Origin of the sequence: Cytobacillus solani (assembly GCF_001420595.1) — a bacterium.
In the GTDB taxonomy this organism is placed as follows: Bacteria; Bacillota; Bacilli; order Bacillales; family Cytobacillaceae; genus Cytobacillus; species Cytobacillus solani.
Map to the genome: position 1 here is coordinate 3,134,700 of NZ_LJIX01000006.1, position 24,826 is coordinate 3,159,525.

Annotated in this window: 23 protein-coding genes, 1 pseudogene and 1 riboswitch; of the genes and pseudogenes, 12 read left to right on the forward strand and 12 right to left on the reverse strand. The window is 36.7% G+C overall.

The window, feature by feature from the left end; genetic code table 11:
* Positions 1–22: 22 nt before the first annotated feature.
* The 5 genes from AN957_RS17535 to AN957_RS17555 all read right to left on the reverse strand — a co-directional run bounded on the left by AN957_RS17535 (position 23) and on the right by AN957_RS17555 (position 6,693).
* A complete protein-coding gene (locus tag AN957_RS17535; protein ID WP_053476732.1) occupies positions 23–868 on the reverse strand; it encodes a sulfurtransferase in 846 nt (281 codons plus the stop codon).
* Positions 865–1,056, reverse strand: coding sequence for a hypothetical protein (locus AN957_RS17540; protein ID WP_053476733.1), 192 nt, complete (start codon positions 1,054–1,056; stop codon positions 865–867). Before AN957_RS17540 ends, AN957_RS17535 begins: the two co-directional genes overlap by 4 nt.
* 4 nt (positions 1,057–1,060) lie before the next feature.
* Positions 1,061–4,720, reverse strand: a complete 3,660-nt coding sequence (locus AN957_RS17545) for a dynamin family protein (RefSeq protein WP_056685382.1) — start codon at positions 4,718–4,720, stop codon at positions 1,061–1,063.
* Positions 4,721–5,039: 319 nt separating this feature from the next.
* Positions 5,040–5,600 (reverse strand): isoprenylcysteine carboxyl methyltransferase family protein, encoded by a 561-nt coding sequence (locus AN957_RS17550; RefSeq protein ID WP_056685384.1) that lies wholly within the window; start codon positions 5,598–5,600, stop codon positions 5,040–5,042.
* Between the two features lie 4 nt (positions 5,601–5,604).
* Entirely contained in the window at positions 5,605–6,693 is a 1,089-nt protein-coding gene (locus AN957_RS17555; RefSeq protein ID WP_053476736.1) for a type III polyketide synthase, read from the reverse strand.
* A 283-nt stretch (positions 6,694–6,976) separates the two neighbouring features.
* Here AN957_RS17555 and AN957_RS17560 point away from each other — a divergent pair, with 283 nt between their 5' ends.
* The gene (locus AN957_RS17560) at positions 6,977–7,435 is read left to right on the forward strand and encodes a chemotaxis protein CheX (RefSeq protein WP_053476737.1); all 459 of its coding nucleotides are present in this window, start codon (positions 6,977–6,979) and stop codon (positions 7,433–7,435) included.
* Between the two features lie 571 nt (positions 7,436–8,006).
* Here AN957_RS17560 and AN957_RS17565 read toward each other — a convergent pair.
* Positions 8,007–9,314 carry a nucleobase:cation symporter-2 family protein gene (locus AN957_RS17565; protein WP_053476738.1) on the reverse strand — a complete coding sequence of 436 codons (1,308 nt, stop codon included), beginning with the start codon at positions 9,312–9,314 and terminating at the stop codon, positions 8,007–8,009.
* The gene (locus AN957_RS17570; protein WP_053476739.1) at positions 9,311–9,907 is read right to left on the reverse strand and encodes a xanthine phosphoribosyltransferase; all 597 of its coding nucleotides are present in this window, start codon (positions 9,905–9,907) and stop codon (positions 9,311–9,313) included. Before AN957_RS17570 ends, AN957_RS17565 begins: the two co-directional genes overlap by 4 nt.
* A 145-nt stretch (positions 9,908–10,052) precedes the next feature.
* Positions 10,053–10,154: riboswitch (purine riboswitch) on the reverse strand.
* Positions 10,155–10,536: 382 nt separating this feature from the next.
* Between AN957_RS17570 and AN957_RS17575 the strand changes: the two genes are divergently transcribed.
* From AN957_RS17575 to AN957_RS17585, 3 genes are read left to right on the forward strand one after another with little or no spacing between them, the layout of a single operon-like run.
* A complete protein-coding gene (locus tag AN957_RS17575) occupies positions 10,537–10,689 on the forward strand; it encodes a cytochrome c oxidase subunit 2A (RefSeq protein WP_053476740.1) in 153 nt (50 codons plus the stop codon).
* A 21-nt stretch (positions 10,690–10,710) separates the two neighbouring features.
* The gene (locus AN957_RS17580) at positions 10,711–11,187 is read left to right on the forward strand and encodes a cytochrome c oxidase subunit II (RefSeq protein WP_053476741.1); all 477 of its coding nucleotides are present in this window, start codon (positions 10,711–10,713) and stop codon (positions 11,185–11,187) included.
* A complete protein-coding gene (locus AN957_RS17585) occupies positions 11,187–12,839 on the forward strand; it encodes a b(o/a)3-type cytochrome-c oxidase subunit 1 (RefSeq protein WP_053476742.1) in 1,653 nt (550 codons plus the stop codon). The genes AN957_RS17580 and AN957_RS17585 overlap by 1 nt, the downstream gene beginning before the upstream one ends.
* 34 nt (positions 12,840–12,873) lie before the next feature.
* Here the strand turns inward: AN957_RS17585 and AN957_RS17590 are convergent, their stop codons facing one another.
* The 3 genes from AN957_RS17590 to AN957_RS17600 all read right to left on the reverse strand — a co-directional run bounded on the left by AN957_RS17590 (position 12,874) and on the right by AN957_RS17600 (position 15,715).
* Complete coding sequence (locus tag AN957_RS17590) at positions 12,874–13,791, reverse strand: DMT family transporter (protein WP_053476743.1); 918 nt, start codon at positions 13,789–13,791, stop codon at positions 12,874–12,876.
* Between the two features lie 57 nt (positions 13,792–13,848).
* Complete coding sequence (locus tag AN957_RS17595; protein WP_053476744.1) at positions 13,849–15,363, reverse strand: carboxypeptidase M32; 1,515 nt, start codon at positions 15,361–15,363, stop codon at positions 13,849–13,851.
* A gap of 118 nt (positions 15,364–15,481) precedes the next feature.
* Positions 15,482–15,715 (reverse strand): DUF2249 domain-containing protein, encoded by a 234-nt coding sequence (locus AN957_RS17600; RefSeq protein ID WP_053476745.1) that lies wholly within the window; start codon positions 15,713–15,715, stop codon positions 15,482–15,484.
* Positions 15,716–15,908: 193 nt separating this feature from the next.
* Here AN957_RS17600 and AN957_RS17605 point away from each other — a divergent pair.
* From AN957_RS17605 to AN957_RS17630, 7 genes and pseudogenes are all read left to right on the forward strand, one after another.
* A pseudogene (locus AN957_RS17605) lies at positions 15,909–17,075 on the forward strand (MFS transporter); the annotation flags it as partial.
* A 5-nt stretch (positions 17,076–17,080) separates the two neighbouring features.
* On the forward strand, positions 17,081–17,215 hold the full coding sequence (locus AN957_RS28895; protein WP_256376266.1) for a hypothetical protein: 135 nt from the start codon (positions 17,081–17,083) through the stop codon (positions 17,213–17,215).
* A 146-nt stretch (positions 17,216–17,361) separates the two neighbouring features.
* The gene (locus AN957_RS17610) at positions 17,362–18,051 is read left to right on the forward strand and encodes a Crp/Fnr family transcriptional regulator (RefSeq protein ID WP_053476747.1); all 690 of its coding nucleotides are present in this window, start codon (positions 17,362–17,364) and stop codon (positions 18,049–18,051) included.
* 34 nt (positions 18,052–18,085) lie between these two features.
* Positions 18,086–18,319 (forward strand): DUF2249 domain-containing protein, encoded by a 234-nt coding sequence (locus AN957_RS17615; RefSeq protein ID WP_053476748.1) that lies wholly within the window; start codon positions 18,086–18,088, stop codon positions 18,317–18,319.
* A 5-nt stretch (positions 18,320–18,324) separates the two neighbouring features.
* On the forward strand, positions 18,325–18,531 hold the full coding sequence (locus AN957_RS17620) for a DUF2249 domain-containing protein (protein WP_053477575.1): 207 nt from the start codon (positions 18,325–18,327) through the stop codon (positions 18,529–18,531).
* 8 nt (positions 18,532–18,539) lie between these two features.
* The gene (locus tag AN957_RS17625) at positions 18,540–19,790 is read left to right on the forward strand and encodes a hypothetical protein (RefSeq protein ID WP_056685387.1); all 1,251 of its coding nucleotides are present in this window, start codon (positions 18,540–18,542) and stop codon (positions 19,788–19,790) included.
* Positions 19,791–19,802: 12 nt separating this feature from the next.
* A complete protein-coding gene (locus AN957_RS17630; protein ID WP_053476750.1) occupies positions 19,803–20,102 on the forward strand; it encodes a metal-sulfur cluster assembly factor in 300 nt (99 codons plus the stop codon).
* 32 nt (positions 20,103–20,134) lie between these two features.
* On the opposite strand, the gene AN957_RS17635 is transcribed toward AN957_RS17630, so the two are convergent.
* The gene (locus AN957_RS17635) at positions 20,135–22,060 is read right to left on the reverse strand and encodes an ATP-dependent DNA helicase (RefSeq protein ID WP_053476751.1); all 1,926 of its coding nucleotides are present in this window, start codon (positions 22,058–22,060) and stop codon (positions 20,135–20,137) included.
* Positions 22,061–23,340: 1,280 nt separating this feature from the next.
* Between AN957_RS17635 and AN957_RS17640 the strand changes: the two genes are divergently transcribed.
* Positions 23,341–24,552, forward strand: a complete 1,212-nt coding sequence (locus tag AN957_RS17640) for an MFS transporter (protein ID WP_053476752.1) — start codon at positions 23,341–23,343, stop codon at positions 24,550–24,552.
* Positions 24,553–24,615: 63 nt separating this feature from the next.
* On the opposite strand, the gene AN957_RS27820 is transcribed toward AN957_RS17640, so the two are convergent.
* Positions 24,616–24,789, reverse strand: coding sequence for a hypothetical protein (locus AN957_RS27820; RefSeq protein WP_156319134.1), 174 nt, complete (start codon positions 24,787–24,789; stop codon positions 24,616–24,618).
* Positions 24,790–24,826: the final 37 nt, after the last annotated feature.

A 24,826-nucleotide genomic window follows, 5' to 3' on the forward strand; every position in this document is an offset into this window, starting at 1 on the left:
ACTAGGATAGCTGAAAATATCCTTATCTAACATTTTTTCCCGTTTCCACTTCGTTTTCTTCATATGTGATCCAATCGCTGAAGCTTCCGGCGTATAGTTTGACATTGTTATAGCCTGCCATCTTAAGTGCGATGAAGTTTGGCGTTGCTGTCACTCCTGAACCACAGTAGACAATCACTTGCTTATCTTTATCTATTTCTTTAAATCTTTTCTCTTGTTCTTTAATGGATTTGATACGGCCATTTTCAAAGCCTTCCGTCCAAACTTTATTAATTGCTCCCGGAATATGGCCCGCTTTTTTATCAATCGGCTCTTCCATGCCTAAATAGCGTTTATTTTCTCTAGAATCGATGATAACTGTTTCGTCATTCTTCGCTTCAACCATTTTCTTTACCTCTTCCTGCGAGGCAAATATTTTATCGTTCAAATGAACCTTAAATTCTGTCTTTAAATACGTTGGTATAGTGTCATTTGTTGGATATCCAGCATCTTTCCAGGCTTTATATCCTCCATTCAAAATATAAACCTTTTCATGACCAACATAATTTAATAGCCACCATAGACGAGCAGCATATGAACCTTCGCCACCATCGTATGCGATGACAGTTGTTTCCTCAGAAATTCCAGCGAGACTAAACGTTTCCTGTAAATCTTCGATAGCAGGTAATGGATGTCTGCCGCCATGTACAGAAACAGGACCTGATAAATCCTTTGATAAATGGAAATAAACTGCTCCTGGAATATGATCCTTTACGTAAGAGTCGTACCCTTCCTCAGATAAACCCAAATTATATCGGCAATCGGCAATTCGAATATTCTTATCCTGTAAATGCTCCAGCAGCCATTCTTTCTCAATAAAATAATTCATCGGTTCTTCTCCTCCATTCGCTTATTGATTAATTCTTGGACATGTTTTTTCGGTGTCCAGCAGTTAAACTGATAATTGGGACGGGTTTCATAGCCCAAACGCTTACAAAAATAACTCATTCCTGTTTTAGTTTTTTCAGCATGGAAGTGGATACAGGTTGCACACGCATGAAAGGCTTCAATATTCATCTTTTCACCCTTTGCCCGTTATTTCCTTCTCCATTTCTTTTAGCTGTTCAATCGGGAAGTCATCCCTTAAGACAGCTAACAAACCATTATAGTATTCCTCTGCCTGCTCCATATGAACGGCTAGAAAACGAGCAAATTCTTCATTCAGCATGTCCTCATAATAATTTTTCAGCCGCATACTTTCCGTTTGCAAATAAATAGCAGAAGGGTCCTGCATATTTTCCTCAAGCTCATCACTAAGATGTTTCCGTTCGTTCTTCTCAAAAAAGGATTTCGGGTTTTTAAAATGAGCAAGTGCCTTTTTAAATTGGGCTTGGTCTTCATTCTGGAAAGCTGTTTCAAAATCGATGCCTTCAAGCTTTTTCCCTTCAAACGGACTAAACTTAAGCTCTAAATTAATTTCACGTGTTGAAGCAATTAGTCTATCCTGCGCTTCCTTTAGAAGTTTTCCGATATATACCTCCATTCGAACGGTTGTTGCTCTCAGCTCCTGAGCAAAATCAAAGCCGAAGCTTTGCAGAAAATCAGTGTGTGCCGTTTGCAGCGCTTTCTTTAAATTTCTTCCATCGTCTTTAAGGAGAGCTGGATTAAACGCTTCTTTAACAAAATCATTAAATCGTAAAAAAACACGCTGCCTTATATAATAGACAAGCTCGTCTGCTTCCTGTGTCAGCCTTTGTGAAAAAAAAGCTGCATCTTGCTTGCGAATCATATCTTCAATCATTTTTTGCTCATTTTCTAAATGATTTCGTCTCTGATTCTTACTTTCTTTATCGTCCTGGGATGATTGGATAAAGTTTCTAAGCTGCTCTAACACACGCTGCCATTCCATCTCAGCCGATGTTACGGATATTTCCATCAATTCATTCGTTATAAATGAATAAAAGCTTTCTTCAAAAATACTCAATTTTGACTCGGTCGCTGCCTTTTGATTTAGCTTTTCTGCCAATGCCTGGAGACTGGATAGGCCAAATAGATTCGGCCGGCGAATCCCATATTGGGTGAGCTGTTCTCTCACATACTCAAGTACAGAATCTTTTTCTTCCTCATTATTAGCTAAATCAATTGCATTCACAATGAAAAACATTTTATCAAGCTCGAATGAATCCTTTACACGACCAAGTTGAATGAGAAACTCGCGATCAGCCTTTGAAAATGCATGGTTATAATAAGTAACAAAAAGAATGGCATCTGAATTTTTAATATAATCAAAAGCAACGCCTGTATGGCGAGCATTAATCGAATCTGCTCCAGGTGTATCCACGAGCGTAATTCCCTGTCGAGTGAGCGCACAGTCATAATACACTTCGATCATTTCTACAAAACAAGATTTTTCCTCGATTGCCACATAATCCTTTAATTGATCTAGATCCGTCTCCACAGTTGTTCCAAGTACTTGACGGAATGCTTCAAACCCTCGTAAAAAAGCTTGTAAAAAGGCAAAGTGAGTCTTTTCATTTGCTTCAAAATCTATTTTTCCATTTATAACTTTAGCTATTTTTTTTAATGCATCATCAAAATCGATAGCGGTCAAATCAAATAATTTAAGTGAACGGCTCACATCGTCAAATAATATATGAGAATCCTTTACCTTTACTAACACCGTTCCATGTCCATGCTGCCCATTTATCGGCATAATTTTATTGATTGCCGCTGTTGTTGGATTTGGCGAAACTGGAAGAACCTTTTCTCCAATTAGTGCATTGGCAAAAGAAGATTTTCCTGCACTGAAAGCACCAAAAAGTGCAACAGTAAATTGCTTATTCTGAAGACGTTTTGCTTTTTGTACTAACTCTTCAGCCATTTTTTTAAAGCCTGGAACAGTTTGAACTTTTTTTGCCGTAAAGTTTAGTTTCTCTACTAAATTATGAATGGAAGATGGATCAAGACCTTTTTTATCTTTTATTAGTACATCGGTTTCTTCTTTAATATCCTGCTCGTCTTTTTCAGAATTTATGGATGATTCCTCTATTTGATAGACAATTTCTGCGTCCTCTGTTGCACTAGTTAATAATTGTTCTGTTTTTTCTTCCATTTGCTCCATTGAAAATTTCCCAGCTAGAAAATCAGAGACTTGTTTCTTGGATTGACCTTGAACTTCTTTTATACTTTTTAATCCTTCCCATGCATCCGCATAAATTTTTAATTGTTCGCATTCTTTTTCCAGCTTTTGCTTCTCATGCTCATTTATTGATTGCAGTGCTTCAAGGAATGAGGCTTTTAATGGCAATAAGCTATTTTTTGCTAGCTTTTTAACGAGCTCTGCCACTTCATTTGTATATTGGAGAACATAATCACCAGATAACATGGCCCCGTCCTTTACAGCTTGAACAAGCAACGATTCTGGCACATCTAGCTGAAAGCTTTGTGCTTTTGCCAAAAGTGCTGAATCATGAATATCAAATTTTTTCATTTCCTTCACATACAGTTCTTTTAAATGCCAATCAAGCTGTGATTGAACATTTTCTAAAAAGCCTTTATGAAATTGACTCAAACGAGATTCTCTTTCCTGTTCCGTCTTTTGCTTTGAAAAGAAAAGGCCGACCTTAAAATTAGATTGCCGTGACTCGATATACGCCTCAGCCAACTCTCTCGTTTGGAAAGGCATTAAATAGGCATTTTTTAATATTTCATCTACTTTATTGTTGAGACTATTTTCGGTAGTCGCTGCGATTGCTGTCATTTCAGCTAACATATTTCTGTTCGCTTCCAATTGTTCTGGTAATAACTTTCTCTCTTCAGAAGATAGTTCAGCTAGAATACCTTCGTATTTCTCTCTAGCTTCCCATTGTTTTTCCTCTAAAAAGATTAGATGCTCCTCCGTCAATTTTGTTAATGACTGTAAAACGGATTCAGGAAGCAATGATTTTCTTTTCGTGATCGTGTCTTCGATGAATTGCTGCAGGTCAGAAAACTCATTTTCTTCATAAAACAAATCCTTTAAAGAGGTGTAAAAGATTCTTGCCGGTTTTACTCCCCATGAGGCAAATGAATCCTGTACACTTGACTTAAATTCATCAAAGCTTAATTCATCGTCACGATGCTTATCAATTTGATTAATAATTAAATAAACTTGTTTCCCAGCAGCTGTTAATTCTTTTGTAAAAAGAAAGTTTAATTCAGACTGTACATGATTATAATCCATGACATAAAATACGAGATCAGCAAGATGCAGAGCGGACTCTGTTGCAATTCGGTGTGCATCATCTGTTGAATCAATGCCAGGTGTGTCCATAATTATGGCATCCTTCGGTAGGCTCGTGTTCGCATAGCTAATTTCAATCGAATGTATTTGGTCACCATCCTTGCAATATGATTTAATTTGATCATAATCATAAGGAGCCGGATAGATTCGCGATTTCCCTTCTTTAAAAACCACTTTTGCGTAACTATCTCCCGATTTGATTTTCACCAGATTAGCACTCGTTGGAATCGGACTGGATGGCAGTAAATTTTCACCAATGATTTGATTAATCATACTCGATTTCCCGGCAGAAAAATGCCCACAAAAGGCAATCGAATATTCCTCTTTATTGAGCTTCACGGCTAAATCCTTTGCCCTCTCAGCCGTCTTCTTATCTCCATTTGTATGAAAATAATCATATAAAGCAATTATTTTACTCATAAGTTCCGTTGCTTCTAGTTGTAATACCTTTTGAACCATGAATTCGTATCCCCTTGTTCATTAAATTTACTCTCTATTTTAAATGATTTTTCTAATAATTCCTATGTCTAGACAAAATAAAAAAACCAGGGGGGCACCTGGTTTCCATCTATCCTATCAAATTTATCGAGTATGCGGCTTCACAACATTGTTTAAAACATGCTTCATTACTAATGCGTAGGCGGTTACTGTGCCTGCAATAAATATCGCTACCATATGTAACAACACCTTCCTGTTAAAATTGAAATGAGAACAATTTTCATCTTCAATTAGAATTTTATCACGAACGATAATCATTATCAATATAAAAGTTAAATCGTCACACTTTTTTAACATCATTTATTTGGGAAGGGTCTTTTGCAAAAGCTTCTTTGTATTCAGTTAATGAATTTAATGCTCTTTCCTCCGCAGGGATACGGATACTTAGGATAATAGCATTAAGAATCGTAAATAATAGGGCGGTCATATAGGCTTGAAATAGGAGTGGGATGACGATCAGCTCAATCGAAACAATGATATAATTTGGATGCTTTACATACTTGTAAGGTCCCTTTTTGACAATATCCCCTTCAGGCAAGACAATAATTTTCGTATTCCAAAATGTCCCTAGTGAAGTTAACGCCCATAGTCTGCCAAACTGAGCAATTAAAAAAAGAGAAAGAAAAATCGGCCAACTTGGCGTTAAATGCTTTTGGAAAAGAATTACTTCTAAGATTAAAGAAACAAAAAATAAACTATGGACAGCCACAATAAAAGGATAATGGGAGTGTCCAAATTCGATTGCGCCCTTTTGTTTCAAGCTGCGTTCATTTCGTTTAGCAATCAATAATTCTAACACCCTTTGACTAATTAAAAGGAAAACAAAAGTATAAAATAACATCCGTTTATGCCTCCCATTTCAATAAGAGCAACTCAGAGCTAAATCCAGGTCCTAGTGCTGTAGCAAGTCCGTAATCACCTGCCCGTCCTTCCTCCATAAATCGTTTCAGTACATATAGAATCGTTGATGAAGACATATTTCCGTAAGATTTTAATACTTCTAGTGATTTATTGGTCATAGAAGGATCAATCCCTAATGATTGAACATATGCGTCAAGCACCTTCTTTCCGCCTGGATGGGCAATAAAATGCTGAATCTCTTTGATCCCCATCTGCTGTTCGGATAAAAAGGAAGTTACATTCGGCTTGAGCCAGCCTTCAACAATCGAAGGGATATCCTTCGAGAAAACAACATACAATCCTTCATTCTTCACTTCCCACCCCATAATACCCAAAGAATCAGGCAATAGCGTCGACTGTGTAGCAATAATTAAGGGACTGCATTCAAGCCTTTGAAAGGAAGCTTTGTCCGTATGATCACCAGTTACGAGTGTACATGCGACCCCATCCGCAAAAAGAGATGTACCTATTAAATTACTTTTGGAGCGGTCATTTCTTTGAAATGTCAAGCTGCATAATTCAATAGTAAGCACTAATACTTTTGCATCGGGAAAAGCAAGGCAATATTCATATGCTCGGGAAAGTCCCGATGCACCGCCTGCACAACCTAAACCCCAAATCGGAATTCTTTTTGTATGTGGTGCAAAGGGAAGCTTATTCATAATTCGCGCTTCAATACTTGGCGTAGCAAGGCCTGAACTTGATATACAAAAGATTGCATCAATATCATTTGTCGATATTTCTTTTTTTAGAAATCGATTACTTTTTAAACAGTTCTCAATGGCCTCAATCCCCAACTCGACAGCTCCATCTATGTAAGCATCATTTCTTTCTTTAAATGATCGATCTTCACGAAACCAATCCATCCCTTTTACAAAATGTCTTTTTTCGATTTGACCATTATGAAACACATTTAATAATCGACCGATATCCCGAAAGGATTCAGAAAATAATTCCTTGGCAAAAATCATTACTTCATCCTGTTTTAATATATGTTTAGGTATGGCCTCCCCTACCGAAACAATTGATGGCATACATACCCTCTCCTTCAACTAGTTAAGGATATTTTTTCCACAAAGGAAATTATTATACAAAAAAAATACTTCCCCCATTACGGAGGAAGCATATTGTTTTGAAGGAGTTGTTGTGCACATTCATTATAAGATTATTTCACACCCTCTTCATTAACAAATATTTTCCAACTTTTATTTAATCTATCATCTATGAAAAAATTGCATAGTTTTTTATGATTCTTTACATCTAAAATTCGACAAATATGATAATATTAAAAATAGCTTTTTATTGGAGGAATGCGGTGTGACAACAATTACGAAAAGTGTAACAGACATTTTAAACGGTACTATACATGCAGTCAAAGCCATATTGCCGTTAGAAATAACTGTAGATAAACCATCAATATTTACACAACCTTTCACGCAGCATTCTATTGGTGTCTTAATCGGGATGACAGGCGATGTAAGAGGCCGAATAATAATTGATGGCGATTCAATTGTTTTTGGCAAAATTGGCGAGGCAATGTTTGGAATGGCACTTGAAGGTGAAATGCTGGAATCATTTTCTGGAGAACTTGGAAATATGATCGCTGGCAATCTTTCTACTTTTATTTCCGATAAAGGATTTGAAATGGATATTACCCCACCAACCGTTCTTGTTGGGGGTGCGAAGGTTTATGGCTTTTCTAAGGCATTAAAATTACCTATTCAAATTCAAAATGTTGGAGATTTAATGATTGTGCTTATGATAGAAGGAAGCTAAAACGGTACATTACAGTACCGTTTTCTTCAAAAAAAAAACACCGGATTACTCCGGTTCTGCATAATTGTTCGAATTATTTTGCTTATGCACTTCAATGACTAATTTGTTTTTCACTATTGTACCGCATACTGTACAACTTCCTTCTTGATTATATAAAAGCCTGCAGTTATCGCAATAATATTTCTCCATCATCTTCAATACACATCCTGAATGTAAACTATAAGCTATCATATTACTCCTTTGATGAATGTGTGAAGAAAAGTTTTTTTAGTTGATTTATTCATTTTCCCATAAGGCATTAATTATTGATGAAGCATGGTTTTTCTCTGCAAATAGTTTTGTCAAGGTAAATGGTATAACTAAATCACCTAATTTATGAGGTGAAAATTCAATTCCTCCATCAGGAACTCATATTTTTTCTTGTTAGATAGAGTGAAGGAACTGACTTTTATTACAAAAAAACAGCTAATATCTTGATGAGCTGTTTTTTTGATAAAGAGTTAAATGATGAAAATTACGATAGTTTCAACTTTATTAGTATTCGCAAAGCCACATTAAAATTAAAAACACCTTAAGAAGCTTTTGGCTCCTCAATGATATCAGGCTGCTTTTGTTTTATTTTTAATTCATTAAATAAGATATTTAACAAGATAGCAGTTAAGCTTCCAGCGACAATTCCATTCTCCGTTAAAATTCGGATGTTTTCTGGGAGCTGTGAAAATAATCCTGGTACAACGGAGACACCAAGTCCCATCCCTACTGAACAAGCAATAATTAATAAATTTTCCTGTGAAGCAAATTCTACTTTACTTAGCATTTTAATCCCAGAAGCAACAACCATCCCAAACATTGCGATCATTGCGCCACCTAGAACGGATGGAGGAATAACGGTTGTGAGTGCACCAATTTTCGGAACAAACCCAAGCAAAATTAACATTCCAGCAGCTGTATAAATGACATTGCTTGTTCTTACACCTGATATTTGGATAAGACCCACGTTTTGTGAATAGGTTGTATATGGGAATGAGTTGAATATCCCGCCAATAATACTTGCTAACCCTTCCGCACGATAGCCTTTAACAAGATCCTTTTCTTCAATTTTCTTTCCGCAAATATCCCCAAGTGCAAAATAAACACCAGAAGACTCAACTAAACTTACCATTGCCACGAGAATCATTGTAATGATTGGAGTTATTTCAAATGTTGGCATTCCAAAATAAAATGGCTTTGCCATATGGAACCATGAAGCATCCCCAACAGCACTAAAATCAACCTTTCCCATGAAGAAAGCAACGATTGTTCCAGCAATTAAGCCAATTAAAATCGAAATAGAACGAATGAATCCTTTCGAAAAACGGAAAAGAAGAACAATAAATAGCAACGTTCCAAATGCCAGACCAATATTGGATAATGAGCCAAAGTCTGGACTTCCTTGCCCGCCAGCCATATTGTTCATAGCAACCGGAACAAGTGTAATCCCAATAATTGTTACAACAGATCCTGTTACAACCGGAGGGAAAAATCGAACAAGCTTGCCAAAGTATTTACCGATTAAAACGACAAATATACCTGATACAATAATGGCTCCATAAATCGCCGAAATCCCGTATGAATTTCCAATCGCAATAATTGGAGCTACTGCAGTAAATGTACATCCGAGGACAATCGGAAGTCCAATGCCAAAATATTTATTTCTCCATACTTGCAGAATGGTTGCCAAGCCACTTGTCATAATATCAATTGATACGAGGTAAGTCAGCTGTTCCCCAGTTAATCCAAGTGCTCCTCCAATAATTAACGGAACGATAACAGCACCTGCATACATGGCTAATACATGCTGGATACCTAGTGAAGCAATTTTAAATGGGTGCTGTTTCATCTTACTGCCTCCTCTGTTTTATCCAATGTAAATGTCACTTTTCCTTCATTTAGTGAATGAATGGTTGCTAGTGATTCAACTCTGTAGCCTTGTTCTCGAAGAAGCTTACCGCCAGATTGAAAGCCTTTCTCAATGACGATCCCAATACCTGCAATTTCAGCATTTGCCTGTTTGACAATTTCCGCTAGTCCAATCGCAGCCTGACCGTTTGCAAGAAAATCATCAATAATAAGAACACGGTCATTTTCATTTATATATTTTTTCGACACGGATATATCATTTGATTCCTGCTTTGTAAATGAATAAACTTTCGCCGTTAGTAAATCATTTACTAATGTTAGTGATTTCTTCTTTCGAGCAAAGATAACTGGAATGCCTAATTGTAAGCCTGCCATAACGGATGGTGCAATTCCAGAAGACTCAATCGTTACGATCTTTGTAATTCCATCCTCTTTAAAACGGTTTGCAAATTCCTTCCCGATCTCAAACATTAGTTGAGGATTAATCTGATGATTTAGAAAGGAATCTACTTTTAATACTGAATCAGACAGAACAATTCCTTCCTCTTTAATCGTTTGAATAAGTAAATCCATGTTGTTTGTACCTCCTCTAATGATTTCTTCAGGTTGATCAAATATAAAAAAGCCTGAAGGACAATGCATTCACATCATAAAATGAGTGAAGCAATGACCTTCAGGCTTTACAAGTAAAGTGAATGGCGAGAAAGAGACAGAAAATCTCTATCCATTGCTCACTCATAGTCAAGTTATTTACGGTAACTCGGTAGAAACTTGCAGGCCATATCCCCGCGATTATATGAGTGAAAGACTATTAAATTAATAAAGTTATTATACCATCCTCTTTTTAAAAATCAATAGTTTTCCCAAAAACAAAACGAACTATATTAAACCAAAAACCACAAATGTTCGTGTATTTAAAATATTCAATATCTATAGACTTTTACTTGATTTCACGAAATATTCTGTTTGATAAATAATCTTGTCAAGATACCATATTAAGCTTCACAATTTCTTCACATTTATCACACTCTAGACGTGATATTTATCACTGAAAAATCAATTTTTCACTATTACTATAGTAATTAAGTTAGGAATGAACATTTTGTGAAATCCCAATAACGGTGTAGATTCCTAGCGATTGTCTTGTATTATGAAATTGTAATCATTTACTTTTTTCAAATTTTCGAAGGGAGTGAAAGAAAATGGCGAAGACGGAACTCAACAGGAAGATAGATACTGAAACAGAAGTTGAGGATAGTACAAATCTAAATGGAACATTAGCTTCCGTAATGATTCTAGGAGCTATCCTAATTATTACATGGGTTGGACTTTATATGCTATTTTTAAGCCGTTAATAATGAAAGGGGAAAAAAACCATGCACATGCATAAGTTTGAAAAGATCTGGCTTATTTTTGGGTTTGGTGCGCTGTTAGTATTTCTAACAGTAATTGGTGTCAGCGCATTTTATCTTGGAAACCAGCCGCCAAGCTGTTTGGCAACAATTGATCCTGAAAAGGTTGACACTACTGCACCATTTAATGAGCCAGGACTGAAAAAGGTAGAAGGAAAAGAATGGGATTACGAATTAGTTTTTGTAGCTTCTGCGTTCTCTTATAGCCCGGCACGCGTCGAAGTACCGCTTGGAGCAAAGGTAAAAGTAATCGCTACATCAAAGGATGTTATGCACGGATTCCAAGCTGCAGGTACAAATGTCAATATGATGCTTGAACCTGGATATATAAGTGAAGTTGTAACAACATTTAAAAACCCAGGTGAATTCTTAATTGTATGTAATGAATATTGTGGTGTTGGACACCATATGATGCACTCGATGATTGAGGTGGTTGAATAATGAACATACAAGCGAAACTTAAGGTGGATCCGCGTGATGGAAAACTAGCAATGGCTCACTTCTATGTTTTCATCGTTGCTTTGGCAATAGGGGGTCTAGCAGGTTTATTACAAACATTCGTTCGATCCGGTAAATTTGAATTACCCTTTGGAATTGGCTATTATCAATTATTAACCCTGCACGGCGTTGTTTTAGCACTCGTTATGACTACATTCTTTATTATGGGCTTCTTACATGCAGTCGTTAGTAAAACTGCAGGTACTTATACAAATCGCCAGCGTACTTTAGCATGGATCAGTTTTGCTTTATTAACAATTGGTACAATTATGGCAGCTATTATGATCCTATTAAATGAAGCATCTGTACTTTATACTTTCTATGCACCATTGCAAGCTCATGCAGTTTTTTACATAGGACTAACATTAGTTGTCGTTGGTTCTTGGGTAGGCAGTGCAGCTGTTTTCATGAAATATGGTGAATGGAGAAAAGCTAATCCAGGTCAATCAAGCCCATTATTAACCTTTATGGCAGTAATTACATTAATGATGTGGGATATCGCTACGATTGGTGTAGCGACAACCGTTTTATTCCAAATATTGCCTTGGTCTCTAGGGTTGGTAGAAACGATTAATGTTGGTCTTTCACGAACATTATTCTGGTATTTTGGACATCCACTTGTATACTTCTGGTTATTGCCAGCTTATATGGTTTGGTATGCTATTATTCCGAAAATTATTGGCGGAAAAATATTCTCTGATTCTTTAGCACGTTTGTCTTTTGTATTGCTCTTATTTTTCTCCATTCCTGTCGGTTTACACCATCAGTTAGTAGAGCCTGGAATTGATCCAGCTTGGAAGTTTATACAAGTTATCTTAACTTTCTTAGTTGTCATTCCTTCTTTAATGACCGCATTCTCATTATTCGCAACGTTTGAAAGCTATGGACGTTCGAAAGGGGCAAAAGGACTTTTTGGCTGGTTCAAAAAGCTGCCTTGGGGTGATGCAAGATTTACGATTCCGTTCATTGGTATGCTAGGATTTATTCCAGGCGGTGCAGGCGGTATTGTTAACGCTTCACACCAAATGAACCAGCTTGTCCATAATACGATTTGGATTACTGGACACTTCCATATGACTGTTGCATTTGCTGTTATTCTAACATTCTATGGGGTTGCTTATTGGCTAATCCCTCATTTAACAGGAAGAATTTTAACAAAGAAAATGAATAAATTAGCGATGATCCAAGGAATAACATGGACAATCGGTATGTTATTCATGTCAAGTTCAATGCATATTCAGGGGCTGCTCGGAGGACCACGTCGTTCTGCATTCTCTGAATATGGCGGAGCAGCTCAAGCTGCGGAATGGATACCATATCAAATTGCTCAAGCAGTTGGTGGATCAATTCTATTCATTTCTATCATTCTTATGGTTTATGTCTTTATTAATCTTGCTTTCTTTGCTCCTAAAGGAGAACAAGAATTCCCTGTTGGTGAAGTAGCTAAAGGGGCAGAAAAAACACCATTAGTATTCGATAATTGGAAGCTATGGCTTGGAATTTCAGCTATACTTATCGTTTTCGCTTACACTCTTCCGCTCATTGATTTAATTCAAAATGCTCCTCCAGGATCAAAAGGATTTAAACTTTGGTAAGTTCAAACACTCCGATCAATCGATCGGAGTGTTTTTATTGTGCTATATCCGTATTCCCACTTTCATTCAATCTCCTCTTCCGGAAAGAGAGGTTAACGATTAATACAGATCCTAGGATTAATAAGGCACCAATTACTTGAAATACGCCAAGTCTTTCCCCATATAGGAATACGCCTAACATTGTTGCAACAACTGGTTCTACTGTGGCAATAATAGCCGCTTTGCTCCCCTCTGTTTTCTCTAGTCCCCAGGTATACAAGAAATAAGCTAGTACAGTAGGAATTAATCCTAAGCCAATCCCATACAGCAAAACCTTCATGTCCATTAATATTTCAAGCCTGGTCCAAAGCCTTGTTACCGGAATGAGTGCAATTGCCGCAATAAGAAAAGTATATAAAGTAATCGTGAAGGGCTGATATTTTTTTAGGGCAAACTTTCCAAATATCGTGTACAGTGCATATCCTAGCCCTGACCCTAATCCAGTGATAATTCCCAAAAAGGTAATATTGCTATCTTCCATTGATATTCCCGCAATTAATACACAGCCTAGGATTGTCCCTGCTACTGCAGCGATCTTTGTTATAGTTAAGCTTTCTTTGAGAAAAATAAAGGAAAGGATTGTCACAAATGCAGGAGATGTATAAAGGAGAATAACCGCAACAGAAATATTCATTTGACTTATGGTTGTAAAATAACAAAAGTTAAAAAATACAATACTCAAGATTCCTGTTCCGACAAATAGCCTGACATCCTTTACTTCTTTTAGTTTCATCTCCTTCGGATATCGGACAATGCCGATAATTAGTAAAAAAACAGCTGCAAATATCACACGAATTGCCACAATTTCCATCGCTGTAAAATCATATGCTCCTAACCCTTTAACAAAGAAAGCAATTATCCCCCATAGGCTTGCTCCTGATGCAATCATGATATAAGGCAATATTTTCTTCAAAGCATTCTCTCCATATATGATGAAAGAGGATGACAGATGCCATCCCCTTCATCCTACTTATTTTAATTGGTACACATTACTATACTTTTCATATAAATAATCAATTAAATAATTTGCATTTAATTCCTCACCAGTAACATCTTTTAAGATATCAAGCGGCTTTTTCATCTTTCCAAATTTGTGAATGTGATCGGTAAACCACTCTTTAATCGGCAATAGGTTCCCCTCTTCTACTAATTGATCATAGTTTGGGAGATCCTTGATCATCGCATTCTTCAGTTGTGCTGCATACATATATCCTAATGCATAAGAAGGGAAGTATCCAAAGCTTCCGCCTGACCAGTGAACATCCTGCAGAACCCCTTGCGCGTCATTTTCTGGTCTAACACCTAGATATTGCTCATACTTCTTATTCCAAATTTCCGGCAAATCCTTTACTTCCATTTCATCGTTAAATAAACCTTTTTCAATTTCATAGCGAATGATGATATGCAGGGGATAAGTTAATTCATCTGCTTCTATCCGAATGAGGGAAGGCTTCGATTCATTTATCGCCCGATAAAAGTCATCTAAGCCAACTTCATCAAACTGTCCGGCAGAATACTCCTTTAGTAAATCGTAATTCTTTTTCCAGAAGGAGTAATGCCTTCCAACAAAGTTTTCATAGAAAAGTGATTGAGATTCATGAATTCCCATTGAAGTTCCATCACATAAAGGCGTACCAATTAAATCTGTAGATATATTCTGTTCATAAAGTGCATGACCACCTTCATGAATCGTCCCAAATACAGCTGTCCGGAAGTCGTGTTCATCATATTTAGTGGTTACACGAACATCACCAGGATTTAACCCGGTCGCAAACGGATGTACTGTTTCATCAAGGCGCCCAGCATTAAAGTTATAGCCCATTTGCTTAAGAATTTCTAAACTAAAATCACGCTGCTTTTCCTTAGGGAAATGTTCAAATAAGAAGCCAGTTTCTAACTTTTGCTCTGACTGTGAAATACTATGTACAAGCGGGACGATTTTTTCTCTCAACTGGCCAAATACCTGATCGAGCACTTCCACCGTCACACCTGGTTCATACATGTCTAATAATGTATTATATTTATTCCCTTTAAAACCCCAATACTGAATAAAACGCTTTGTCATTGCTACAAGCTTCTCAAGGTATGGGCGAAACATTTCGAAATCTGATTTTGCTTTTGCTTCTTCCCAAATACTTTCAGACTTTGACTGGAGAATGACATATTCCTTATACTCTTCAGCAGGAATTTTTTTGTTGAGATCATATTCCTTTTTACATTCAAGTAGTGTTTTCATCGTAATTTCAGAGAGAATCGACTCATTGCCACTTAATTCTACTATGTAAGCTTCCATTTCTTCTGACGTAGACATTTTAAATACATCAGTAGATAACATGCCAATTACTTCCGAGCGCTGCTCCACCCCTTGTTTTGGAGCCCCTGTCCGTAAATCCCAATAAATTAATCCGAGGGCTTCTTTATACGCTTCCATCTTTTTCACGTAATCCAAAAACTCTTTTTCTACTAGTTTTACAGTCTCGCTCATTCATATTCCCCCTCATTTTCATATGACCCCTTCTATATTATCATATTCTTTCGAAAAATGGAAAAAGACAACAGCATTCAAACTGTTGCCTTTTCGTTCAATATAATGAAGCAAAGGTCTATTTCTTTCCGATTGCTACTCTCCAAGTATCAGGACCCTCTTCAAGGTATTCCCAAGTAAACTGCTCTTCTCTTTCCATCATAAATTGGTATTGTAACGGTCTAGGGTCATGATCATTGATTAATTGCATACATTCACCTGATTGTAATGAATCAAATGCTTTAAAAATTGTTGGATGCTTTTCTCTTGGCGGATAATCAGGTGCATTGATTGTTTGAGCAAATTCTTTCATGTTTCTTTCCCCCTAATCATTTATTAACAACCTCATTTTATATAATTAGTGGAAAACAATTAGTGAGAGGGGTCACATTTATCCTATGATATTTCCCCCACAGCAAAAATATCGGTTCAAAATGAACAATCATCGTTTTATTTTTTAGAAACCGTTATAATAGGAATAAGGAAATCTATATAATAGGAAGAGATTAGTTTATATGAAACAATTTATCTTAATTATCGTTTTGATATCTTTTTTCGATATGTTCTCCCAATTGCCGATCATGAGTCCTTTTGCTAAAAGCTTAGGTGCATCCCCCGCTTTCATTGGTTTAATTGTCGGGATGTACTCATTCTCTAATATGTTCGGAAATATTTTGGCCGGTTATTGGATTGATAAACAAGGCGGCAAAAAGGTTTTACTTTTCGGCTTTCCCCTAACCGCTGCAATATTGCTGCTGTATACGATCGTCACTACACCTGGCCAGTTAATGGCCGTAAGGTTCTTTCATGGTTTATTTAGCGGATTTCTCGTTCCAGCTGCATTTACTGTTCTTGCAAATAGAGAAACAGAGAGTAAACAGGGGAAATCAATGGCAATTTCAGGCGTTGCTGTTGGGATTTCCGCTATTATCGGTCCTGCATTTGGAGGAATTGTCGCATCTAAATACAATGTTGAATGGGTGTTTATAATCATCGCCTGTGCAATGCTGCTGATTGCGGGTTGTTCAGCGTTTATTTTGCCAAATCGATCAGTCACACTGAGCAGCAAGGTCGAATCGTCTTTTTATACGTTGTTTTCCATTTTGAAGACTCCTGTATTAGCCTTTAGTTTCATTGGTGCTTTTTCATTGATGTTCGCTCAAGGTGTTTTAGCTTATATGCTTCCTTTACAGGTTGAATCGCTTAACTACGGAACTCATTTTAGCGGGATGCTGCTAAGTACATTCGGAATTACTGCGATTTTAATTTTCGGGTTGCCGACCAATCGGATATTTGATAAATATCCGCATCATCATACGATGGTGCTTGGAATGACCATCATTGGATTTGCTCTCATTCTATTAAGCAATGCAGCTTCCCTTCCATATCTATTTATTTGTATGATTTTATACGGTGCTGGCTTTGCCTTTTTATTTCCTTCTATATCTGCCATGCTTGTTGAACAAACGGATGAAGAGACAAGAGGAAAAGCATTTGGGTTGTTTTATGCATTTTTCTCACTCGGTGTTGTTGCTGGGTCTTCATTAACAGGCATTTTATCTGTTTCTTTTAGTACAGGATTTATTATTGCAGCCTGTCTACTATTTGCTAACAGTATTTGGATATTTATTTATTTCAAAAGAAAAGCAGCATTACATGAAGGAATGGAGTGAAAATATTGAGAGAGCTCGTAAGTAAATGTCACTTATGCGGGAAGGATCTTTATTGTATCGATGGTTTTTTCAATGGTATTCATACAGATGAGCAGCAAACACTTTGTTTTGATTGCGCAGAGGAAAAGGAATCCACTTAGGAGTGGGTTCCTTTTTTTCTGCTTTTTCTTAGTTGAGAATGAGAATCAAAATATTTATTTACTATGATTCAGGTCACTTATTCTCCAAAAATATCGTGCTACACTTGGTTTATATTAAGCTAGAAAATTGTAAGAAGGTGAGCTAATTGAGAATTGAGGATATTGAAAAACGCCTCAAGGCAGTTCCTCTATTTAAAGATTTAGAGAAAGAGGAGCTTTCCCATATTGTAGATATCGCCCAAACCCGATTGTATAAGTATAAATTATATGTATTCATGCAGGGCGATCCGCTTGATCGCGTGTTCTTCATCCATTCGGGGAAAATAAAGATTTATAAAACAGATACATCTGGCAGAGAGCAAATTGTTTCCGTTCTTGAAGCCGGAGAAATGTTCCCCCACGCTGGTTTTTTCAGACAAGGGAATTATCCAGCACACGCGGAAGTGATTGAAGAAGCACAACTAATAACAATCCCAATCGATGATTTTGAAAAAATCCTCCTTACTAATCCATTGCTTTGTATTAAGCTATTCAAAGTATTAGGGGAAAAGATTGTTGATTTACAAAACCGGCTGGAGGAACAAATTCTTCATAATACGTATGAGCAAATAATCATGCTATTTTTAAGGCTTTGCAAAACAAATGGAATGAAATTAGATGATTTATATAAAATCACTACTCATTTCACCAATCGGGAACTGGCAAATATGATTGGAACTTCGAGGGAAACAGTGAGCAGAACAATCAGCCAATTAAAGAAAAAGGACTTTTTGTTAACGGATGAAGAGGGATTCTTTCTAGTTAATCGAGATGGTCTTAAACAAGAAATTCTATAATTATATATTTCATATTTGAAGGAGAGAGTTAAACATGGAAAATAAAGTAATCGAATTAGATGTTAGGGAAGATATTAAAAACAAATTAGAACCATTTCAAAAGATCATGCAAGCGATAAACGGACTGGAAAAAGGAGATGTATTTATCCTTCATGCTCCATTTAAGCCAGCTCCCTTATTTACTGTTTTGAAAGCAAAAGGGTTTGAACATGAAGCAGAGGAATTAGAGAAGAAACATTGGAAAGTTACTTTTACGAAAAGAGGGTAATGGCTATGATTCTAGATAATCGGGGTCTTGAACCGCCTCAGCCAATGATGAGGACGCTTGATGCGCTGGAATCCTTATCCGTTGGTGAAACATTATCAATTATTAATGATCGAAGACCGATGTTTTTATATGAACAATTAGATGAAAAAGGATATAAACATGTAACATCTGAACGGGAAGATGGAAGCTATTTAATTGAAATTACGAAATAAAGAAGGTGATGAAGTTGGGTCCTTCAGCTTCAGGCAATGAAACAAATATTAAACTCCCATTTTCTTTTATTTTTGTCAGCATGGTCGCTTTGTTGGCATCACAGATTCTACTTTTATTTCAGGGCGATTTTTTAATGGATGGTCAATTCCGTGTTCCTGGCATCTGGTCGGCAGCTCATCTGTTCATTTTAGGCTGGGCATTAATGATAGGAATGGGAGCGATGTACCAGCTCGTTCCCGTCGCTTTCTTGACCCCCATTTGGAATGAAAAATTCGGTTTTATTCAATTTGGTGTGACTGCCATCGGGACTTTTGCATTCGCGCATTTCTTGTTTCATGATCCACAAAATGCGCTCATCCCAGGAATCATTACGTTAATTGGGATACTCATGTTCCTTTTTCAAATGTTTATGACCTTACGTAAACAAGCAAAGCCAAATATATTAACATTATATGTTGGCACCGCATTAGTTTGTCTGCTTCTAACGATTGGACTTGGTATCACTATGCTTTATAGCATGAAATCAGGTGCAGCAGCCAATCAATATTTTGCGATCTTTAAAAGCCATTTACTGCTTGGAACGGCTGGCTGGTTTACGATGCTAATTTTCGGCTTTTCTTATAAAATGGTGCCGATGTTCTCTCTATCCCATGGATACAGCATGAAGCCTGCGAAGTTTGTTTATCCGTTTTATGCTGGAGGACTGTTTGTAGCAATTGTCTCCTTCTTTACAGAGTCAAGCGTTGCTTTAATAGCTGGTCTATTGCTGCAGCTCATTGGTTTTGCCATATTTATTTATCATATTTCGCTCATCCTTAAAAAAAGAGTGAAAAAGAAGCTTGACCGTTCGTTTACATTTGCATTAATTGCTATTTTAAGTGGCGGATTAATTCATTTTGCTGCGTTTATCACAGCACTAACCGGTGTTTTTTCAAAAGCAGTTGGTCCTTTATTAATGATGTATCTTTTCTTTTGGATTGCCTTTAGTATCATTGGCTACTTGTATAAAATTGTCCCCTTCTTATGGTGGACAGCAAAGTACAGCAAGGAAATTGGAAAAAAAGATGTTCCATCACTAAAAGATATGGTCAATGATCGAGCATCTACACCTGTGTTTGCTTGTCTAGTAATCGGAATAATTGGTGTAGATCTTTCTTTATTCATCGGCAGCAAGGCACTGTTCATATCTGGTCAGTTATTATTTACAATCGCCTGCTTCTTATTCTGTTTTGCCATTGCCAAAGTAGTTACAAAATAGGAGGGTTCTATCATGACATTAAAAGAAAAAGTACTAAGCAATTTAAAAAGAGTAATGGATCCTGAGCTTAATATAAATGTTGTTGATTTAGGCTTAATTTATGATATTGAGTTTCCTGAAGAGGATTTTGTTTATGTTACAATGACATTAACAACACCTGGATGTCCCTTGCATGACAGCATAACAAGCGGTGTAAAATACTGTCTTGAAGAGATGGAGGAAATCTCGAAGGTAGAGGTTAATCTCGTATGGGAGCCTGCCTGGTCACCTGAAAAGATGACTCCGGATGGATTAAAGCAAATCGGCCGTTAATAAGAAAATCCCCTCACAATGAGGGGATTTTCTTATTTCACTGACAATGCAGTAGGCAGCACACTTTTCACGAATTCGATTACTTCTGGTTTTTCATTTTCCCTCATTAAAATATGAACGGTTCCATTATCCTCATGTGTTCGAATTAAACGGCCAATGCCTTGCCTTAAACGAAGGAGCATGTATGGCAAATCGACTTCTTTAAAAGGATCATTCACACTTTCCCTTTTTGCTGTAAAAACAGGGTCATGTGGAGGAAAAGGCAATGTAAATAGAATCACATTTTCTAGTGATCTTCCTGGAATATCCAACCCTTCCCATAGATGAACAGAGCAAAGGACAGAATGCTCATCATTTTGAAAGTTGGATACTAATGTGCTAATTTCAGCATCCCCTTCAAAGTATAGAGAAAGAGTGGTCTTTCCAGTTATATACTTTTTAAAGCTTGCAAGCTCTTGTTTATTTGTAAACAATACTAATGCTCTGCCCTCAGATTTTTCAATTTGCTCATGGACATATTGCATTTTTGCTTCGAGTTTATTTTCAGAAAAACTAGGCATGGAAATGGCCATATTCTCTTCATAATCAAATGGAGAGGCTACGGAAAAAGATAAAAAATTATCAATTCCAAGGCTTTTTGCCATATAATCAAATGATTTATTTTCTGATAAGGTAGCTGAAGAGAAAATGAATGGTTTCTTTTGCGAAAAGACTTCTTCTCTCATAATATCCTCAACCATACGCGGCATAATGACGAGTGTCCTTTCCCCATCATTCTCTTCAAACCAAGTAATCCCTTTTAAATCCTTTAAGAAAAGAGAAAGGGAATAAGAGATCTGTTCCAAATATTCTTCAACAATTTTTAAATCATACTCATTAATTACATACATTTCACTCTCAAACACAAGCTCTTCTTCAAGTGCACTTATTAAATCAAGCAATTTTTTTCCTTGTTTCATAACCTCTGCCGTTTTTTGAATCGTTCTTTTATCCGATCCCTCAGAAACAGTTGAAGTATTCGTCAAGGCAGAAAAGAACAGCTCATTTTGAATAATCGCTTCATCAATAATATTTAAAGTTTTTTCCCTTACATCATTCTCCATTAATCTTGTTAAAAGTGTTTCAAGCGTTTGTTCAGTCAGTCTATAGGTGAGTGCTTTTTGAGAAGCATATTCAAGCAAATGCCCTTCATCGAATACCACACAAGAACTCTCTGGCAGCAATGGCAGCTGTCCTTCCCGCTTTCTGGATTCCTTCGTCCATATATGCTCCATGTAAAAATCATGCGAGCATATAATGATATCTTTCGCATTTCGATAGTAGTCCCGATTGAGGGTTTGTCCACAACGATGACGCTTTTCACATGTGAAGCAATCTTGAAGTGGATCCCAAGCAATATTTCCCCATTTCTCATCAGGGAGTTCTGGAAATTCCTTTCGGTCACCATATTTTTCAAAAATCTGCATAGAAGAGCCAGTGTGTACGAATTCTGGGAGTCGGTCATAGATAGAGTTATATGCATCCATATCTTCTGTTGCAATCAGCCGGTCGAGCTTATTTAAACATAAATATTGATCTCTTGATTTCGCCAGCCTTACATCAATTGTTAATCCTAGCGCTTTTTCAAGCTTCGCAATGTCTCCTTCTTTTTTCACGAGCTGCTCAATTAATGTTTCATCCGCACAGGCAATAATCGCGGGCTTATTTACATATCTAGCATAAGCAATACAATAGAGTAAATAAACAAGTGTTTTTCCTGTTCCCACACCTGCTTCTGCAAAGATAACCTTCTTTTCTTTAAATGCCTTTTCCACCTGAAAAGCCATAAAAATTTGTTCATCACGTAATTCAAAGCCTGCTTCAGGCAATATATCGTAAAAAACATCACCAATCCATTCACTTAATTTCTCAAAAAACGATTCACTTTTGGACAATGCAAATGGCATTCTGCTTTGCATAGTATCCCTCCGTTCTAGAGTTCGAAGGTTAGAGGTATAACGGTTGGGATAGCTTTCTTTTTCCCAACACTACGAGTTCTCTCCTTCAATCCGCTCTAGGAATTTAATATTTTTATACGATTTCATAAATAAAAGACCAACAATCATTTTAACGTATATTGAGACAGTGTCAAGTAATGTTTCTGGATAGGTAATAAATAGTGAAAGAGCGTGCCTTCTGCCCGCTCTTTCATCATTAGCAATATGTAACTGCTATTATTCGCATGCTTGCAAAGAACAATGCGGAACAGTTTAATATATTATAGACACTATTTCATATGTATAAACAGCAGCCTCTTAACGCAAGACTCTGCTCTAATAAAGAATAGTTATGGCAATTTATAAAAGTGTTCATTTATTTTGAAAAAATTGATCCATTTTTTTATTATAATAGTTTTGGAGCTTTAAAAACAGGAAAGGGAGTAGACTATGTTATTTAAACCTCGAACTAAATCTGAATTATTAATCCTTTAATTCAAATGAATAGAAGTGAATCCCTTCTGGGTCAGTTCCTTCAAACCATTGGATCCAATCTACCCATCAATGTAAAAGTCGTATTTATCAACCCCGAATTCATTTTATATCAAACACCTCTCAATAAACCATTTATATTGCCAACACAAATTAATAGTTATTTGAAAAAACTAAATCTGAACTCCTCTAATTTAAATGAAAAACACAGATGGTTAGCTGACAAAATCATTTTCCACCATATTGAAGACTCTCCTATTAAACTATTGCCTTCTTATAAATACGAGCAGCTGCAAAAAGGAATTACTTGTGACAATTGCACCTCTATTTCGGTTTTCATTAATGGTAAAATATGCATTTGCCAAGAATGCAGGTACGAGGAATCCGTTGAAACTGCAGTGATGAGAAATGTGAAGGAATTCAAACTGCTTTTCCCCGAAAAAAAAGTCACTACTTTGCTTCGTTTCACTTATGTCATATTGGACTTCATCAGTAGTAAGACAACCTTTTTTTCGTGCCCTTCCTCGATTGGGGACTTCATTTGCTGTATGAATGACCTTTCCCCCTTGCTGTTACTCGATTTGGGTCTCCATCAACCACATGAACGACCTCCGGTTAACTTATCCCAAGCGCTTATTTGAAATTTTATGGTGCTTAGCTGAAGTGCGTCATCTTTAAATCTGCAAAAATATTTATAAAATTGATTCATTTTCAATATTATTTGTAGTATCTTTAGAGAGACGAAATACAAACGAACGAGAGGCAGATTTATGTGGAAAAATAAAAATGTATGGATTTTACTTATCGGTGAATTTATTGCTGGTTTAGGACTTTGGCTTGGTATTATTGGAAATCTTGAGTTTATGCAGGAAAAAGTCCCCTCTGATTTTGTCAAATCACTTATTCTGGCGGCAGGATTGCTTGCCGGTATTGCAGTTGGCCCCTGGGCAGGAAAAGTTACTGATCAAATGAACAAAAAAACAGTTATGCTTGTTTCTGGAGCCGTTCGGACAGTAAGTGTAGTTTTTATGCTAATCGCTATTGAAACAGGTTCTGTTTGGTGGATGGTTGTCTTTCTTGTTTTTCTCCAAATCTCCGCTGCCTTCTATTTCCCAGCTTTACAAGCAGCAATCCCACTTGTTGTTGAAGAAAATAACCTTTTACAGCTTAACGGAGTGCACATGAATGTGTCCACTCTTTCACGTGTACTAGGAACTGCGGTTGCCGGCATTTTATTAGTTATTATGCCATTATCTATGCTTTATGTTATGTCTCTAGCAGCATATGCGGGATTATTCGTGATTACATGCTTTCTGAAAATTAATGAGCCAATTACATTACAGAACCATCCAAACAAAGCGTCGGCTGCTAGCACAAGCTTTAAGGATATATTTCCGATTATCAAGGGGCTTCCTATTGTGTTAATGACCTTAGTATTAACGCTTGTCCCACTTTTGTTTATCGGCGGATTTAATTTAATGGTCATAAATATAAGTGAGATTCAAGATAGTTCAGTTATTAAGAGCTGGATTTACGCAACAGAAGGGATTGGCTTCATGCTTGGTGCTTTCCTTGTAAAGCAAATTAGCTTAAGAAGCTCACCGTACACGATTCTGTTTCTGTTTTCATTTGTTATCGGCTTCTCTCAGCTCCTGCTTTATTTTGCAAATGTACCGATATTAACTGTTTTGGCCTTTTTAGTATTCGGCTTTGCTGTTGGCTGCTTCTTCCCAACAGCTGCAACCATTTTTCAAACAAGAGTACCAAAGGAGTTTCACGGCAGATTCTTTTCATTCAAAAATATGCTTGATCGTGTTACCTTCCAGGTCGTACTTTTAATGACAGGGTTCTTGTTAGATACAGTAGGTCTCCAGCATATGGCCATCATTTTTGGTGCGTTATCCCTGTTTATGACAGCCTCCTTCTATCTCAGGTTTAAGCAGCTTAGAACGAACGTAGAGGTGACTAATAAAGTTTCTTAAGTCAAAATAAAAAAATCCCCGTTTGCCAACAAACGGGGATTTTTAATCATTATTTTTCATTCTCTATTTATGTAAGGTTGAGAATGAGTAGGACATGGCTTGATGGAGTTCATTTTGTGCATGTTGAAGCTGTTCGAGAGCTGTGGTTGATAATATATTCGGATCTGCCTTTATTGCTTCGATCGTATCAGTTAAAGATTGGGAGATTTTATTAAAATCAATTCTTGTATCGTACATATAAAGAGCCCTCCTGACCATTTTTGATATAAGTATA

What these genes read in the sequence shown, in the direction of transcription:
- AN957_RS17615 (WP_053476748.1), top strand. Translation starts at nt 18,086, where the DNA reads ATGGAAAATAAAGTAATCGAATTAGATGTTAGGGAAGATATTAAAAAC.
- AN957_RS17595 (WP_053476744.1), bottom strand. Translation starts at nt 15,363, where the DNA reads ATGAGCGAGACTGTAAAACTAGTAGAAAAAGAGTTTTTGGATTACGTG.
- AN957_RS17570 (WP_053476739.1), bottom strand. Translation starts at nt 9,907, where the DNA reads ATGGATTTACTTATTCAAACGATTAAAGAGGAAGGAATTGTTCTGTCT.
- AN957_RS17630 (WP_053476750.1), top strand. Translation starts at nt 19,803, where the DNA reads ATGACATTAAAAGAAAAAGTACTAAGCAATTTAAAAAGAGTAATGGAT.
- AN957_RS17550 (WP_056685384.1), bottom strand. Translation starts at nt 5,600, where the DNA reads ATGTTATTTTATACTTTTGTTTTCCTTTTAATTAGTCAAAGGGTGTTA.
- AN957_RS17535 (WP_053476732.1), bottom strand. Translation starts at nt 868, where the DNA reads ATGAATTATTTTATTGAGAAAGAATGGCTGCTGGAGCATTTACAGGAT.
- AN957_RS17600 (WP_053476745.1), bottom strand. Translation starts at nt 15,715, where the DNA reads ATGAAAGAATTTGCTCAAACAATCAATGCACCTGATTATCCGCCAAGA.
- AN957_RS17540 (WP_053476733.1), bottom strand. Translation starts at nt 1,056, where the DNA reads ATGAATATTGAAGCCTTTCATGCGTGTGCAACCTGTATCCACTTCCAT.
- AN957_RS17555 (WP_053476736.1), bottom strand. Translation starts at nt 6,693, where the DNA reads ATGCCATCAATTGTTTCGGTAGGGGAGGCCATACCTAAACATATATTA.
- AN957_RS17635 (WP_053476751.1), bottom strand. Translation starts at nt 22,060, where the DNA reads ATGCAAAGCAGAATGCCATTTGCATTGTCCAAAAGTGAATCGTTTTTT.
- AN957_RS17545 (WP_056685382.1), bottom strand. Translation starts at nt 4,720, where the DNA reads ATGGTTCAAAAGGTATTACAACTAGAAGCAACGGAACTTATGAGTAAA.
- AN957_RS27820 (WP_156319134.1), bottom strand. Translation starts at nt 24,789, where the DNA reads ATGTACGATACAAGAATTGATTTTAATAAAATCTCCCAATCTTTAACT.
- AN957_RS17620 (WP_053477575.1), top strand. Translation starts at nt 18,325, where the DNA reads ATGATTCTAGATAATCGGGGTCTTGAACCGCCTCAGCCAATGATGAGG.
- AN957_RS17575 (WP_053476740.1), top strand. Translation starts at nt 10,537, where the DNA reads ATGGCGAAGACGGAACTCAACAGGAAGATAGATACTGAAACAGAAGTT.
- AN957_RS17580 (WP_053476741.1), top strand. Translation starts at nt 10,711, where the DNA reads ATGCACATGCATAAGTTTGAAAAGATCTGGCTTATTTTTGGGTTTGGT.
- AN957_RS17565 (WP_053476738.1), bottom strand. Translation starts at nt 9,314, where the DNA reads ATGAAACAGCACCCATTTAAAATTGCTTCACTAGGTATCCAGCATGTA.
- AN957_RS17640 (WP_053476752.1), top strand. Translation starts at nt 23,341, where the DNA reads ATGTGGAAAAATAAAAATGTATGGATTTTACTTATCGGTGAATTTATT.
- AN957_RS17585 (WP_053476742.1), top strand. Translation starts at nt 11,187, where the DNA reads ATGAACATACAAGCGAAACTTAAGGTGGATCCGCGTGATGGAAAACTA.
- AN957_RS17625 (WP_056685387.1), top strand. Translation starts at nt 18,540, where the DNA reads ATGAAGTTGGGTCCTTCAGCTTCAGGCAATGAAACAAATATTAAACTC.